This is a genomic window from Streptomyces sp. ISL-87, from assembly GCF_018614095.1.
Classification (GTDB): Bacteria; Actinomycetota; Actinomycetes; order Streptomycetales; family Streptomycetaceae; genus Streptomyces.
On the sequence record NZ_JAGGOY010000008.1, the window covers coordinates 137,267 to 151,038 of the forward strand.

Annotated in this window: 14 protein-coding genes; 7 read left to right on the forward strand and 7 right to left on the reverse strand. The window is 70.0% G+C overall.

The window, feature by feature from the left end; genetic code table 11:
* The first annotated feature begins 62 nt into the window (after positions 1 to 62).
* From J7I97_RS02920 to J7I97_RS02930, 3 genes are read left to right on the forward strand one after another with little or no spacing between them, the layout of a single operon-like run.
* Complete coding sequence (locus J7I97_RS02920; RefSeq protein WP_251049409.1) at positions 63 to 977, forward strand: GNAT family N-acetyltransferase; 915 nt, start codon at positions 63 to 65, stop codon at positions 975 to 977.
* Position 978: 1 nt separating this feature from the next.
* Positions 979 to 1,455: a GNAT family N-acetyltransferase gene (locus J7I97_RS02925; protein WP_214930767.1), complete on the forward strand. Its 477-nt coding sequence runs from the start codon at positions 979 to 981 to the stop codon at positions 1,453 to 1,455.
* Positions 1,456 to 1,511: 56 nt separating this feature from the next.
* Positions 1,512 to 2,687, forward strand: coding sequence for a winged helix DNA-binding domain-containing protein (locus J7I97_RS02930; RefSeq protein WP_214930768.1), 1,176 nt, complete (start codon positions 1,512 to 1,514; stop codon positions 2,685 to 2,687).
* 73 nt (positions 2,688 to 2,760) lie between these two features.
* On the opposite strand, the gene J7I97_RS02935 is transcribed toward J7I97_RS02930, so the two are convergent.
* Positions 2,761 to 4,146 carry a serine hydrolase gene (locus tag J7I97_RS02935; protein ID WP_214930769.1) on the reverse strand — a complete coding sequence of 462 codons (1,386 nt, stop codon included), beginning with the start codon at positions 4,144 to 4,146 and terminating at the stop codon, positions 2,761 to 2,763.
* A 9-nt stretch (positions 4,147 to 4,155) separates the two neighbouring features.
* Positions 4,156 to 5,619 (reverse strand): replicative DNA helicase, encoded by a 1,464-nt coding sequence (dnaB, locus tag J7I97_RS02940; protein WP_214930821.1) that lies wholly within the window; start codon positions 5,617 to 5,619, stop codon positions 4,156 to 4,158.
* A 452-nt stretch (positions 5,620 to 6,071) separates the two neighbouring features.
* On the opposite strand from dnaB, the gene J7I97_RS02945 reads away from it, so the two are divergent.
* On the forward strand, positions 6,072 to 7,409 hold the full coding sequence (locus tag J7I97_RS02945) for an MATE family efflux transporter (RefSeq protein WP_214930770.1): 1,338 nt from the start codon (positions 6,072 to 6,074) through the stop codon (positions 7,407 to 7,409).
* 155 nt (positions 7,410 to 7,564) lie between these two features.
* On the opposite strand, the gene rplI is transcribed toward J7I97_RS02945, so the two are convergent.
* From rplI to rpsF, 4 genes are all read right to left on the reverse strand, one after another.
* Positions 7,565 to 8,011: a 50S ribosomal protein L9 gene (gene rplI, locus J7I97_RS02950; protein WP_214930771.1), complete on the reverse strand. Its 447-nt coding sequence runs from the start codon at positions 8,009 to 8,011 to the stop codon at positions 7,565 to 7,567.
* A gap of 18 nt (positions 8,012 to 8,029) precedes the next feature.
* A complete protein-coding gene (gene rpsR / locus J7I97_RS02955) occupies positions 8,030 to 8,266 on the reverse strand; it encodes a 30S ribosomal protein S18 (RefSeq protein WP_005315025.1) in 237 nt (78 codons plus the stop codon).
* A gap of 42 nt (positions 8,267 to 8,308) precedes the next feature.
* Positions 8,309 to 8,908 (reverse strand): single-stranded DNA-binding protein, encoded by a 600-nt coding sequence (locus J7I97_RS02960; RefSeq protein ID WP_214930772.1) that lies wholly within the window; start codon positions 8,906 to 8,908, stop codon positions 8,309 to 8,311.
* 73 nt (positions 8,909 to 8,981) lie between these two features.
* The gene (gene rpsF, locus J7I97_RS02965; RefSeq protein WP_004950685.1) at positions 8,982 to 9,272 is read right to left on the reverse strand and encodes a 30S ribosomal protein S6; all 291 of its coding nucleotides are present in this window, start codon (positions 9,270 to 9,272) and stop codon (positions 8,982 to 8,984) included.
* Positions 9,273 to 9,522: 250 nt separating this feature from the next.
* Here rpsF and J7I97_RS02970 point away from each other — a divergent pair, with 250 nt between their 5' ends.
* From J7I97_RS02970 to J7I97_RS02980, 3 genes are all read left to right on the forward strand, one after another.
* Positions 9,523 to 9,843, forward strand: a complete 321-nt coding sequence (locus J7I97_RS02970) for a hypothetical protein (protein ID WP_214930773.1) — start codon at positions 9,523 to 9,525, stop codon at positions 9,841 to 9,843.
* A 131-nt stretch (positions 9,844 to 9,974) separates the two neighbouring features.
* On the forward strand, positions 9,975 to 11,090 hold the full coding sequence (locus J7I97_RS02975) for a peptidoglycan bridge formation glycyltransferase FemA/FemB family protein (protein WP_214930774.1): 1,116 nt from the start codon (positions 9,975 to 9,977) through the stop codon (positions 11,088 to 11,090).
* A 72-nt stretch (positions 11,091 to 11,162) separates the two neighbouring features.
* The gene (locus J7I97_RS02980) at positions 11,163 to 12,194 is read left to right on the forward strand and encodes an alanine racemase (RefSeq protein WP_214930775.1); all 1,032 of its coding nucleotides are present in this window, start codon (positions 11,163 to 11,165) and stop codon (positions 12,192 to 12,194) included.
* A gap of 29 nt (positions 12,195 to 12,223) precedes the next feature.
* On the opposite strand, the gene J7I97_RS02985 is transcribed toward J7I97_RS02980, so the two are convergent.
* On the reverse strand, positions 12,224 to 13,708 hold the full coding sequence (locus tag J7I97_RS02985; RefSeq protein WP_214930776.1) for a glycosyltransferase family 87 protein: 1,485 nt from the start codon (positions 13,706 to 13,708) through the stop codon (positions 12,224 to 12,226).
* Positions 13,709 to 13,772 lie beyond the last annotated feature (64 nt).

The window sequence follows — 13,772 nt, forward strand, 5'->3', positions numbered from 1 at the left end:
CGTGAAACAGCGATGTTTCACGTGAAACATCGGCCCCAAATCCTCTGGACGGCCTTCGGCCGATGATCCAATCTGAGCCGGTGACACCACCACAACTCACCGACCTGCCGATCCGCGCACTGACCGTGGACGATCTCCTCCACTGCGCCGACCTGTCCCAAGACCGCGGCTGGCCGCGTGAGGACCACAAGTGGGGGCTCCTCCTCGCCGCCGGAGACGGCTACGGCATCGACGCCCACGACGGACAGGGCCTTGCCGCCGTCTGCGTCGTCACCCGGTACGGGCACAGCCACGCGGAACCTGACCTCGCCTCCATCGGAATGGTGCTCGTCGCCGAGCGCTACGCCCGACAGGGCCTGGGCCGCCGCCTGATGACGTACATCTGCGACGAGGTCCTCAAGGGCATCCCCCTGACCCTGCACGCCACCCCTTACGGCCGCCCCCTCTACGAGGAACTCGGGTTCGACGCCACCGGCCGGGCCGAGATGCTCGTAGGCACCTTCCGCCCCGGCCCCGACTCCCCCGACGCCCCCGAGGCGGCCGTCGGCGTGATTCGGCCGGCCACCGCACGAGACCTCCCGCGGATCCTCCGCCTCGACGCCGAGGTCTTCGGCGCCGACCGGACTCACATGATCACGCGGCTGCCGGCCTTCGCGGACCAGCTGCTCGTCGCCGAGGACGCCACCGGCGACCTGATCGGCTACGCCGCCCTCTGGCCCAATATGCAGACCCATGTCATCGGCCCGCTGATCGCCGGCGACACCGCCGGAGCCCAGGCGCTCGTGACCGCCCTCGCCGCAACCACCGAGCGGCCCCTGCGTACGGATGTGGATGTGCGCCACGAGGAGCTCCTCGGCTGGCTCAAGGACCGCGGCCTCGACTCCGTGGCCTTCAACGCCGTGATGACCCGCGGCATCCCCGGCCTGCCGGGCGACTGGACCCGCCGCTGGGCACCGCTGACCGTGGCCGCCGGCTGAGATGAGGAACCCCGCCGTGACCGACACCTCCGAGCTGTCCATCCGCCCCGCGACCGAGGACGATCTGCCCGCCATCGTCGCCATGCTCGCCGACGACCCGCTGGGAGCCGCCCGCGAGTCCCCGGACGACCTCACCCCGTACATCGCGGCCCTCAAGCGCCTGACCGACGACCCGAACCAGCACCTGGTCGTGGCGGTCCGTGCGGGCCGGGTCGTGGGCACCCTCCAGCTCACCATCGTCTCCGGCCTGTCCCGCAAGGGGGCCACCCGCTCCATCATCGAAGGCGTCCGCGTCCACGCCGACGAACGCGGCGGCGGCCTCGGCACCCGGTTCATCGAGTGGGCCATCGACCAGTCCCGCCGGGAGAACTGCCAACTCGTCCAGCTCACCTCGGACGTGAGCCGCACCGACGCCCACAGGTTCTACGAGCGGCTCGGGTTCACCGCCTCGCACGTCGGATTCAAGCTGCAACTCTGACCACGGGAAACCGGCAGGCCGGGTCGCTGTGGGCGGCCCGGCCTACGATCGGGAGGATGAGCCCCCGCCTCCCCCTCATCACCACCGCCGAGCGCCGCCACCGGCTCGGGCGCCGACACCGCCTGGCTCCCTCGGCCCATGCCGCCACCGTCCCCCAGGCAGCGGACGCCGTCGTCGCCCTGCACGCCACGGACGCCGCGACCGTCTTCCTCTCCGCGCGCGCCCGGCTCACCGAAAGCAGCCCCGCCGCGATCGAACGGGCTCTCTACGAGGACGTCGGCCTCGTCCGGCTGCTCAGCATGCGCAACACGCTCTTCGCCGTCTCCACCGAACTCGCCCCCTACGTCGACGCGTCCACCGCACGGGGTATCGCCGTCAAGGAGCGCCGCACCCTCCTCAAGCACCTCTACGAGGACGGCCAGGGGCTCGACGCCGACTGGCTGGCCCAGGCCGAGGCGGCCGCGCTCGACGCACTCGACGCCCGGGGCCCCTCGACCGGCAGCCAGCTCTCCGCCGCCGTGCCCGCGCTGCGCCAGAAGATCACCATGGCGCGGGGAAAGAAGTACGAGACCGAGACCGGCGTCGCCACCCGCGTCATCCGCCTCCTGGCCGCCGACGGCCGGATCCGCCGCGACCGGCCCCGCGGATCATGGACCTCCAGCCAGTTCCGCTGGGTCCACACCGAGCCCTGGCCCGCGCTGCCGGCCGCCGAGGCCCGGGCCGAGATCGCGCGCCGCTGGCTGTACGCCTACGGTCCCGCAACCGAAGCCGACCTCAAGTGGTGGACCGGCTGGTCCCTCACCGACGTCCGCAAGGCCCTCGCGGCCGTCGGCCCCGACCAGGTACGCCTCGACGACGGCGGCACCGGCCTGGTCGGCCCCGGGGACACCGCGCCCGAGCCCGCCCCGGAACCATGGGCCGCCCTGCTGCCCGGCCTGGACCCCAGCGGCATGGGCTGGGCGGACCGCGGCTTCCACCTGGACCCGGCCCATCGGACCGCCCTCTTCGACTACGCGGGCAACGCCGGTCCGACCGTGTGGTGGAACGGCGAGATCGTGGGCGGCTGGGCCCAGCGCCCGGACGGCGAGATCGTCTGGCGGCTGCTCGGCGACCCCGGCCGCGCCGCCGAGCAGGCCATCATCGCCGAGGCCGCCCGGCTCGCCCTGTGGGTGGGCGACGCCCGCATCACTCCGCGCTTCCGCACCCCGCTGGAACGCGAACTCGTCGCCTGAGCCGGAGCCGGCCCGCCCTGATCCGGAAGACAGGCCCCTAGGGGGTGTCCGGCGGATCAGGGTCGGACACCCCCTAGCCGATGCCGCGCCAGCCCTGCGGGTCCACGCCGCCGGGCACCGGGGCCTGGGCGTCGTACGGCTCCCGTGTGAACACGAACGAACCCAGATCGAGGTTGCTCACCGAGCCGTCCGGCCGCCGCACGGCCCTCAGCGTCTCCCCCGCGAAGTAGCCGGACAGGCCCGTCCACCCGCCGTCCGGCTCCGCACGGAACCGGGCCGCACGCCCGCTCACACCGACCGGGCCGAGTTCCAGCTGCCCGTCCGCCGTCAGCCGCACCACGTGTGCCGCCGTACCCCAGTACCAGGGGCCGCACAGCTCCAGCGCCACCGGATCGGCCTCCCGGAACGGCCGCCACGGTTCCGGGAACCGCGGCTCCGCCGCCGCGACGATCCCCACGAGGTCCGCGGCGACCGTCGTGGCCGGCAGCCCCGATGTGCAGTTCGCCAGCACCACCGCCGCCGCGTCGTCCGCCTCGCTGAGCCACAGCCCCGCGACGAACCCCGGCAGCGATCCGCTGTGCCCGACGAGCCGTCGCCCGCCGCTGTCCACCAGCTGCATCCCGAGCCCGTACCCGAACTCGGCGATCCCCGGCTCCAGCGGAGCTGCCGACGTACGCATCTCCCGTACCGTCTCCGCACTCAGCACCCGCTCGTCGCCCCGTGCGAGGAACACCGCGAACCGCGCCAAGTCCCTTGTCGTGGACCACAGCTGACCGGCCGGAGCCATCAGCCCGAGATCCTCCATGGGCTCCGGCATGATCACGTCCGCCCAGGGGTGCACCGCCCAGCCGCCCGTGTGCGGGGCCTGCGGCAGCACCGTCGTACGGTCCATCCCCAGCGGCTCCAGCACCTCGGCCCGCAGCGCCTCCTCCCAGGACTTGCCCCGGACGGCCTCGACGAGCGAACCCAGCAGCGTGTAGCCCGGGTTGGAGTAGTGGAACCGCATGCCGGGCTCGTGCCGGAAGGGCTCCTCGCCCAGCACGTCGGAGAGCCGCGGACGCAGCGCCGCCGGCGTCCGCTCCCACCACTCGCCCGGTGTCTCCGCCGCCAGCCCCGAGGTGTGGGCCAGCAGCTGACCGACGGTCACCTCTGCGGCGCCCGTTCCCGGCAGGTGCTTCTCCAGCGGATCCCCGAGTCCCAGCAGGCCCTCGTCCCGCAGCCGCATCACCAGAACGGCGGTGAAGGTCTTGGTGATCGACCCGATCCGGTACTGCACGTTCCCGTCGGGCCGCTGCCCCTCGACGGAGGTCCGCGACCCCTCCCAGACCACCTCGCCACCGCGCACCACGGCCGCCACCACCGACGGCGCCCGGCCTTCGCTCTGAGCGACGGCGATCCGGTGCCTCAGCGCACGCCGAGTGGCAGGGAGCAGTTCCAGATCTTCAGAAAGGGCATCCATGGCCGGATGCTACGTGTTGGCCATGTCCACGAACCGCGAATAGTGGCCCTGGAAGGCCACGGTGATGGTGGCCGTGGGGCCGTTACGGTGCTTCGCCACGATCAGGTCGGCCTCGCCCGCGCGGGGCGACTCCTTCTCGTAGGCGTCCTCGCGGTGCAGCAGGATCACCATGTCGGCGTCCTGCTCAATCGAGCCCGATTCACGCAGGTCGGAGACCATCGGCTTCTTGTCGGTGCGCTGCTCCGGACCACGGTTCAGCTGGGACAGCGCGATCACCGGGACCTCCAGCTCCTTCGCCAGCAGCTTGAGGTTTCGGGACATGTCCGAGACCTCCTGCTGGCGGCTCTCGGGACGGCGCGAGCCGCCCGACTGCATCAGCTGGAGGTAGTCGATGACGACGAGCGAGAGGTCGTTGCGCTGCTTGAGCCGGCGGCACTTGGCCCGGATCTCCATCATCGACAGGTTGGGCGAGTCGTCGATGTAGAGGGGGGCGGCGGAGACGTCCGGCATCCGGCGGGCCAGCCGCGTCCAGTCGTCGTCGGTCATCGTGCCCGAGCGCATGTGGTGCAGGGCCACCCGGGCCTCCGCCGACAGCAGGCGCATCGCGATCTCGTTGCGGCCCATTTCGAGGGAGAAGATGACGCTCGGCAGGTTGCTCTTGATCGAGCAGGCGCGGGCGAAGTCCAGTGCGAGTGTGGACTTACCCATGGCGGGTCGGGCCGCGATGACGATCATCTGGCCCGGGTGGAGCCCGTTGGTGAGCGAGTCGAGGTCGGTGAAGCCGGTGGGGACGCCCGACATCTGGCCACTGCGCGAGCCGATCGCCTCGATCTCGTCGAGGGCGCCTTCCATGATGTCGCCGAGCGGCAGGTAGTCCTCGGAGGTCCGCTGCTCGGTGACGGCGTAGATCTCGGCCTGGGCGCTGTTGACGATCTCGTCGACGTCGCCGTCCGCCGCGTATCCCATCTGCGTGATCTTCGTACCGGCGGCGACCAGGCGCCGCAGTACCGCCCGCTCGTGGACGATCTCCGCGTAGTACTCGGCGTTCGCCGCCGTTGGTACCGACTGGACCAGGGTGTGCAGGTAGGAGGCCCCGCCGACCTTGCTGATCTCGCCGCGCCGGGTCAGCTCGGCGCCGACCGTGATCGGGTCGGCCGGCTCCCCCTTGGCGTACAGGTCGAGGATGGCCTGGTAGATCGTCTCGTGCGAGGGCCGGTAGAAGTCGTGGCCCTTGAGGACCTCGACCACGTCGGCGATGGCGTCCTTGGACAGCAGCATGCCGCCGAGCACCGACTGCTCCGCGTCGAGGTCCTGCGGCGGGACGCGCTCGAAGCCACCGCCCGCGCCGTCCCAGGAGCCGCCCTCGCGGCCCCCGTCACGGTGGTCGTCGCCGCGGGAGCGGCCTTCGCTGTTACGGCGCGGACGGGCGGGCAGACGGTCACCTGGACCGCTGTCGGCCCAGGGGTCGTCCATGGGCTCGGGCATACTCACCGGGCCGCCTCCTCCCGTCCGCAACGCGGACCTCGCCGTGCCAATCTTTCTACGACACGGCTCTGACATTTGGGGCACCCGAATCGGCACGTGACACGTCGGGCAACGCCCAACGGTAGGGCCGCGAGCGACGTCAGCCAATCTTGTTATCCACAGGCTGTGTGGATGAGATGTGGACGACCGCGCCAATGCTGTGGGTAACTCCCCCGAAGCTGTGCACGGACCGGGGGACGAGGCTGTGGACAAAATCACCCGGGGCACCCCAACACCCCATTTGACCTGGGATTTCTTGTTCCGCTGGGTGCCTCGGAGAAAAATCTTGGCCACTGTCTCAAGATCGCCTCCAACGGGGTGCGAAGAACGCACAAGTCAACGCGTTGGTAAGGATCACAAATGCCTTGCATCCATTACCTGTGGAAGATTAGATTGAGCACATGACACAGGCCCCTCCCGCACCGAAGGCTGCCCTGAGACGGCACGACCGCGAGATACTCGCCCTCGCCGTCCCGGCCTTCGGTGCGCTCGTCGCCGAACCCCTGTTCGTGATGGCCGACAGCGCCATCGTGGGTCACCTCGGCACCTCACAGCTCGCCGGGCTCGGTGTCGCCGCCGCTCTGCTCACGACCGCCGTGAGCGTCTTCGTCTTCCTCGCCTACGCCACCACCGCGGCCGTTTCCCGACGCGTCGGCGCGGGCGACCTCCAGGCGGCCATCCGGCAGGGCATGGACGGGATCTGGCTCGCCCTCCTGCTCGGCGTGGCCGTCATCGCCGTCGTCCTGCCCGCGGCGCCCTGGCTGATCTCCCTCTTCGGGGCCTCCGACACCATCGCCCCGCACGCGATCACCTATCTGCGGATCTCCGCCGTGGGCATCCCGGCCATGCTCATGGTGCTCGCCGCCACGGGCGTCATCCGTGGCCTCCAGGACACCCGGACCCCGCTCTACGTGGCCGTCGGCGGCTTCGCCCTCAACGGCGGCCTGAACTTCGCCCTCGTCTACGGCGCGGGACTCGGCATCGCCGGCTCAGCCTGGGGCACGGTCATCGCCCAGTGCGCCATGGCCACCGCCTACCTCATCGTGGTCGTACGCGGTGCCCGGAAGCACGGGGCCTCCCTGCGTCCCGATACTGCGGGCATCCGGGCCTGCGCCCAGGCCGGCGTACCTCTGCTGGTCCGCACCCTGTCCCTGCGCGCCGTGCTGCTGATCGCCACCGCCGTCGCGACCCGGCTGGGCGATACCGAGATCGCGGCCCACCAGATCATGCTCTCGCTCTGGTCCCTGCTGGCTTTCGCCCTGGACGCGATCGCCATCGCCGGACAGGCCATCATCGGCCGCTACCTGGGTGCGAGCGACACCGAGGGCGCCAAGGCCGCCTGTCGGCGCATGGTGCAGTGGGGAATCGCCGCGGGCATCGTGCTCGGCCTGCTGGTCGTCCTGGCCCGCCCGGTGTTCATTCCGCTGTTCACCGGCGATCCCGCGGTCGAGGACGCCCTGCTGCCCGCCCTGCTGGTCGTGGCACTGTCCCAGCCGGTCTCCGGCATCGTGTTCGTCCTCGACGGGGTTCTGATGGGCGCGGGCGACGGCCGTTACCTCGCCTGGGCGATGCTGCTGACGCTCGCCGTGTTCACACCGGCCGCACTGCTCGTCCCGGCCGTCGGCGGAGGCCTGACCACCCTCTGGTGGGCCATGACGCTGATGATGCTGGTCCGGATGGCCACCCTCCAGCTCCGTGCCCGCTCGGGCCGCTGGCTGGTCGCGGGGGCCACCCGCTGAAGCGATGTTTCACGTGAAACATGCGCGGAGCACTCCTTGTCGCTCCGACGGCGGTCCGATGTTTCACGGTCGGTCCGATGTTTCACGTGAAACATCCGAGCGCGACAACGACGAAGGGCCGCACCCCGAGGGGTGCGGCCCTTCACGCGCAGCCCTTAGGCGGCGACGACCTCGATGCCCACGTTCGCGGCGACCTCAGCGTGCAGACGCACGGAGACCTGGTACGAACCGAGGGTCTTGATCGGGGAGCCCAGCTCCACGCGACGCTTGTCAACCTTCGGGCCACCGGACGCCTCGATCGCCGAGGCGATGTCGGACGGGGTGACGGAGCCGAAGAGGCGACCGGCGTCACCCGCGCGGGTGGCCAGACGGACCTTCACGCCCTCGAGCTTGGCCTTGACCTCGTTGGCCTGCTCGATGGTCGCGATCTCGTGGATCTTGCGGGCGCGGCGGATCTGCGCCACGTCCTTCTCGCCACCCTTGGTCCAGCGGATCGCGAAACCACGCGGGACCAGGTAGTTGCGAGCGTAACCGTCCTTGACGTCGACGACATCGCCGGCGGTGCCGAGGCCAGAGACCTCGTGGGTCAGGATGATCTTCATTAGTCGGTCACCCTTTCCTTATCGCGCGGTGGACGTGTAGGGCAGCAGCGCCATCTCACGGCTGTTCTTCACGGCCGTGGCGACGTCACGCTGGTGCTGCGTGCAGTTGCCGGTAACGCGGCGGGCACGGATCTTGCCGCGGTCGGAAATGAACTTCCGCAGCATGTTCGTGTCCTTGTAGTCCACGTACGCGGTCTTGTCCTTGCAGAACGCGCAGACCTTCTTCTTAGGCTTGCGCACAGGCGGCTTCGCCATTGTGTCTCTCCTGTGTGATCAAGAAGTGGGGATGGAGCTGCCCTAGAAGGGCGGCTCGTCCGAGTAGCCACCGCCGGAGCCGCCGGAGCTTCCGCCCCAGCCGCCCCCGCCGCCGCCCTGCTGCTGCTGGCCGCCGGCCGGCGCGCTGGACGCCCACGGGTCGTCGGAGGGAGCTCCGCCGCCCTGCGGGGCGCCGCCACTGGGGGCTCCGCCCCAGTTACCGCCGCCGCCACCCTGCTGCTGACCGCCGCCGCCGTATCCGCCCTGGCCACCGCGACCGCTGGTCTTGGCGACCTTGGCCGTGGCGCTCTTCAGGCTGGGGCCGACTTCCTCGACGTCCAGCTCGTAGACCGTGCGCTTGACACCCTCACGGTCCTCGTAGGACCGCTGCTTCAGCCGGCCCTGCACGATGACGCGCATGCCCCGCTGAAGGGACTCGGCGACGTTCTCCGCCGCCTGACGCCAGACCGAGCAGGTCAGGAACAGGCCTTCGCCGTCCTTCCACTCATTGGTCTGCTTGTCGAAGATGCGGGGAGTGGACGCGACACGGAACTTCGCGACCGCCGCACCCGAGGGGGTGAAGCGCAGCTCGGGGTCGTCGACGAGATTGCCGACGACCGTGATGACGGTCTCGCCTGCCATGGATGAACCTCTCGGCGGGGATTTGCTGCTGGGCTGCTGTGCTACTCGGTCCCGATTACCGCTGAACCGAAGTTCAGTGGGTCTCGGGGCGAAGGACCTTGGTCCGGAGAACCGACTCGTTCAGGTTCATCTGTCGGTCAAGCTCCTTGACGACCGCAGGCTCGGCCTGAAGGTCGATGACCGAGTAGATGCCCTCGGGCTTCTTCTTGATCTCGTAAGCGAGACGACGACGGCCCCAGGTGTCGACCTTCTCAACCTTTCCGTTGCCCTCACGGACGACGGAGAGGAAGTTCTCGATCAGCGGGGAGACAGCGCGCTCCTCGAGATCGGGGTCGAGGATGACCATCACTTCGTAGTGACGCATGTGGAACCCACCTCCTTTGGACTCAGCGGCCACGGTCGTTCCGTGGCAGGAGGGTCGTGATGCGTACGCACGGCGTCTGAGAACAGACACCGCGCAGACCGTACAGACTACCTGCTCGACTCCTTCCGGTTGAAATCCGGCAGGAGAGGGCCACACTCTGTATCCATCGGGTGTGCTCGGTGCTATGTCCCCGGCTCTGTCCGGGGGCGGCCCCCCGCACCGTTCTGCTTCAGCCAGGAGGTGCCTTCCGATGGCCCAGGCAATGCGACGCCAGTCCGCCCCGTCGATCTCCCTCTTCTCCACCGACGGCAAGCCCCACCCGCTCCAGGACACCCTGCTCGCGGTCACGCTGGTCCTCGGCGCCGTGGCGTTCGTCACGGCGTTCTTCCACAACCTGCACCTGCTCAGCTCGTGGACCGGGCTGATCGGGATCCTCACCGGCGCGTACGGACAGTTCATCTCCGTCACGACACGCGAGCGCTTCGCACTGATCATCGGCCTTGGCGCCGCGGCCATCGGCTTCTTCCTCGGAATGGCGCACGGCGGCCTCTTCGGCGGCTGGCTGGGCTGACCGGGGCACCTCCGCGACAGGGCGCCGGCCTCACTCCGGCCCGGGCACGGCCCGTCCCCCAGATGGGTGGCGCCCTTGTCGCAGTAGGCTTCGCGCCATAGCCAGCGAAGCCGCCGGAGGAGACGCCCCGCATGAGCCTGTCCCTGAGGACCATCAGCCGAGAGCAGCATCTGGGTTACCTCCAGAGCCTGCCCTCTGCTAGCCACTGCCAGGTCCCGGCGTGGGCCGACGTGAAGAACGAGTGGCGTTCGGAGAACCTCGGATGGTTCCAGAACGATGAACTCGTCGGCGCCGCCCTCGTGTTGTACCGGCAGCTGCCCAAGGTGAAGCGGTACCTCGCTTATCTTCCCGAAGGTCCTGTCATCAACTGGTACGCCCCGAATCTGGAGGAGTGGCTCCAGCCGATGCTGGCGCACCTCAAGAACCAGGGCGCCTTCACCGTGAAGATGGGCCCGCCCGTCGTCATCCGCCGCTGGAACTCGGCCGCCATCAAGGCCGGCATCCAGGACCCCGACGTCAAGCGCCTGCGCGACGTGGAGGCTTCGGTCATCGAGCCCCGCGCGTTCGAGGTGTCGGACAAGCTGCGCCGTATGGGCTGGCAGCAGGCCGAGGACGGCGGCGCCGGGTTCGGCGACGTCCAGCCCCGCTACGTCTTCCAGGTGCCGCTGGCCAACCGCTCGCTGGACGATGTCCTCAAGGGCTTCAACCAGCTGTGGCGCCGCAACATCAAGAAGGCCGAGAAGGCCGGCGTCGAGGTCGTCCAGGGCGGCTACGAGGACCTGCCGACCTGGCAGCACCTGTACGAGATCACGGCCGAGCGCGACAAGTTCCGCCCGCGCCCGCTCAGCTACTTCCAGCGCCAGTGGACGGCCCTCAACTCCGAGGACCCCAACCGGATGCGCCTGTACATCGCCAAGCACGAGGGGGAGCCGCTGGCCGCCGCCACGATGCTCACCGTCGGCCAGCACGTCTGGTACTCGTACGGCGCGTCCGCCAACCACAAGCGCGAGGTACGCCCCTCGAACGCGATGCAGTGGCGCATGCTGCGCGACTCGTACGCGCTCGGCGCGAGCGTCTACGACTTGCGCGGCATCAGTGACACGCTGGACGAGAACGACCACCTGTTCGGCCTGATCCAGTTCAAGGTCGGTACGGGCGGCGAGGCCGTCGAGTACGTCGGCGAATGGGACTTCCCGCTCAACAAGGTGCTGCACAAGGCGCTCGACATCTACATGTCGCGCCGCTGACCCGCACCCCACCCCATCCCCACACACAGCACCGCTGCACCCAGCGGCTTATCAGAGAGGCTCCGGACGGGCATGGCGCTCACGCTCTACGTCGACACCGCGCGCTGGCGTGCGCACCAGAAGCAGGTCGCGGACCAGTTCCCCGGGTTGATCCCGGTCTGCAAGGGCAACGGCTACGGCTTCGGCCACGAGCGGCTGTGCGAGGAGGCGACCCGGATGGGCGCCGACGTCCTGGCCGTCGGGACGACGTACGAGGCGGCCAGGATCAAGGACTGGTTCGGCGGTGATCTGCTCGTCCTCACCCCGTTCCGGCGGGGCGAGGAGCCGGTGCCGCTGCCGGACCGGGTGATCCGCTCGGTGTCCTCGGTGGACGGGGTCCGTGCCCTGGTCGGCGCCCGGGTGGTCATCGAGTGCATGAGCTCGATGCGCCGCCACGGCATCTCCGAGCAGGACCTGGGGCAGCTGCACTCGGCGATCGAGGACGTCCGCCTGGAGGGCTTCGCCCTGCATCTGCCGCTGGACCGCCCGGACGGCTCCGACGCCGTCGAGGAGGTCATCGGCTGGATGGACCGGCTGCGTGCGGCCCGGCTCCCGCTGCACACCATGTTCGTCAGCCACCTGAAGGCCCAGGAGCTGACACGGCTCCAGCAGCAGTTCCCGCAGACCCGCTTCCGGGCCCGCATCGGCACCCGGCTGTGGCTGGGCGACCACGACGCGACGGAGTACCGCGGTGCGGTCCTCGACGTCACGCGCGTCGCCAAGGGCGACCGGTTCGGCTACCGCCAGCAGAAGGCCGCGTCCGACGGCTGGCTGGTCGTGGTCGCGGGCGGCACCTCGCACGGGGTGGGCCTGGAGGCTCCCAAGGCCCTGCACGGTGTGATGCCGCGTGCCAAGGGCGTGGCCCGGGCTGGCCTGGCCACCGTCAACCGGAACCTGTCGCCGTTCGTGTGGGCGGGCAAGCAGCGCTGGTTCGCGGAGCCGCCGCACATGCAGGTCTCGATCCTGTTCGTGCCCTCGGACGCGACCGAGCCGAAGGTCGGCGACGAGCTGGTGGCGCACCTGCGGCACACCACCACGCAGTTCGACCGGGTGCTCGACGCCTGAGCCGCCGCATGTGACGGGAGCAGGGCGGGTCAGTGGCCGGGGTCCACGCCCCAGTCGACCCGCTGTCCCTCCGAAGGCGCCGCGTACTGCGGCGCCTTCGCCGTGTGCGAGAGCGCGAAAACGTCCTCGGCCCCGTCCAGGACGCCGCCGGAGGGGTCGTCCGAGCCGTCCCGGCGTACGAGGTCCCGCTCGGGCAGCAGGATGTCCCGGACCACGACGGCGCACAGGTAGAGGGTCGCCAGCAGGTGGGCGGCGATCGCCAGCTGGTAGCCCTCCACGGGCAGGCCCTGGTGCTTGTCCCCGCTGGTCGTGTAGGCGAGGTAGAACCAGATCCCGAGGAAGTACACGACCTCGCCGGCCTGCCAGATCAGGAAGTCACGCCAGCGCGGCCGGGCCAGCGCGGCGAGCGGGATGAGCCACAGCACGTACTGCGGCGAGTAGACCTTGTTGGCCAGGATGAAGGCCGCGACGACCAGGAAGGCCAGCTGCGCGAAGCGGGGGCGCCGGGGGGCCGTCAGGGTGAGCAGTCCGATCGCCAGGCACAGCAGCAGCGTCAGGACCGTCGCGTACGTGTTGGCGCCCTCCAGGGGGTTCCCCGAGCGCTGGGAGATCAGCAGCCACACGGAACCGAAGTCGATGGGCCGCTCCTGGCTGAAGACGTAGAACCGCTTCCAGCCGTCCCAGGCGAAGTACATGACGGGCCCGTTGACCAGGAGCCAGGAGCCGGCCGCGCCGAGGACGGCGGCGCCGAACGCGCGCCACTTGCCGGCCCTCCAGCAGAGCACGAAGAGCACCCCGAGCAGCAGGACGGGATAGAGCTTGGCCGCGGTGGCGAGGCCGATGAAGATGCCGAAGAGCACCGGCCGGCCGCGGGACCACATGAGCATCGCGGCGGCGGTCAGGGCGATGGCCAGCAGGTCCCAGTTGATCGTCGCGTTGAGGGCGAAGGCGGGTGCGAGGGCGAAGAGCAGGGCGTCCCAGGGCCGGCGGCGGTGGGTGCGGGTGACGCAGTAGGCGATGACCGCGGCGCAGATCATCAGCATGCCCGCATTGACCATCCAGTACATCTGCTCGCGGTGCTGGATGGAGCCGGCCCCGGGGGTGAGCCACGAGGCGACCTGCATGAAGGCCCCGGTGAGCACCGGGTATTCGACGTACTCCATGCCGCCGTACTTCGGGTCGGCCTCGATGGAGGGGAACCGGTCGAAGTAGGGCAGGAGGCCGTCGGCGAAGCCGCGTGCGGAGTACAGGTGCGGGATGTCGGAGTAGCAGGCGTGGGTGTACTGCGAGCCGGCTCCCTGGAACCACGCCCAGTCGTAGCAGGGCAGTTTCTGCACCATGCCGAGCGCGAACATACCGAGCGCGACGAGGACGATGACGCGGACCGGTCCCAGCCAGTGGCCGCCCAGCCGGGCGTGGCGCCCGATCGGGCCGCCGATGAGCTCGCTGCCGGCCGCGGCGACCTCGTCCTGCTGGGTGGGCAGTACGGGCCGTTCCTCGTGCACCTTCGTCATGCGGACATCCTGCCGTACGGGCCGGGCATGGGGGAGGGCCGCCGCACCGGGTGCGACGGCCCTC

Excerpts from the sequence above, each read along its gene's own strand:
- J7I97_RS02980 (WP_214930775.1), top strand. The coding sequence starts at position 11,163 with ATGGCGCTCACGCTCTACGTCGACACCGCGCGCTGGCGTGCGCACCAG.
- dnaB (WP_214930821.1), bottom strand. The coding sequence starts at position 5,619 with ATGGACGACCCCTGGGCCGACAGCGGTCCAGGTGACCGTCTGCCCGCC.
- rpsF (WP_004950685.1), bottom strand. The coding sequence starts at position 9,272 with ATGCGTCACTACGAAGTGATGGTCATCCTCGACCCCGATCTCGAGGAG.
- J7I97_RS02925 (WP_214930767.1), top strand. The coding sequence starts at position 979 with ATGAGGAACCCCGCCGTGACCGACACCTCCGAGCTGTCCATCCGCCCC.
- J7I97_RS02975 (WP_214930774.1), top strand. The coding sequence starts at position 9,975 with ATGAGCCTGTCCCTGAGGACCATCAGCCGAGAGCAGCATCTGGGTTAC.
- J7I97_RS02935 (WP_214930769.1), bottom strand. The coding sequence starts at position 4,146 with ATGGATGCCCTTTCTGAAGATCTGGAACTGCTCCCTGCCACTCGGCGT.
- J7I97_RS02930 (WP_214930768.1), top strand. The coding sequence starts at position 1,512 with ATGAGCCCCCGCCTCCCCCTCATCACCACCGCCGAGCGCCGCCACCGG.
- J7I97_RS02970 (WP_214930773.1), top strand. The coding sequence starts at position 9,523 with ATGGCCCAGGCAATGCGACGCCAGTCCGCCCCGTCGATCTCCCTCTTC.
- J7I97_RS02920 (WP_251049409.1), top strand. The coding sequence starts at position 63 with ATGATCCAATCTGAGCCGGTGACACCACCACAACTCACCGACCTGCCG.
- rplI (WP_214930771.1), bottom strand. The coding sequence starts at position 8,011 with ATGAAGATCATCCTGACCCACGAGGTCTCTGGCCTCGGCACCGCCGGC.
- J7I97_RS02960 (WP_214930772.1), bottom strand. The coding sequence starts at position 8,908 with ATGGCAGGCGAGACCGTCATCACGGTCGTCGGCAATCTCGTCGACGAC.
- rpsR (WP_005315025.1), bottom strand. The coding sequence starts at position 8,266 with ATGGCGAAGCCGCCTGTGCGCAAGCCTAAGAAGAAGGTCTGCGCGTTC.
- J7I97_RS02945 (WP_214930770.1), top strand. The coding sequence starts at position 6,072 with ATGACACAGGCCCCTCCCGCACCGAAGGCTGCCCTGAGACGGCACGAC.
- J7I97_RS02985 (WP_214930776.1), bottom strand. The coding sequence starts at position 13,708 with ATGACGAAGGTGCACGAGGAACGGCCCGTACTGCCCACCCAGCAGGAC.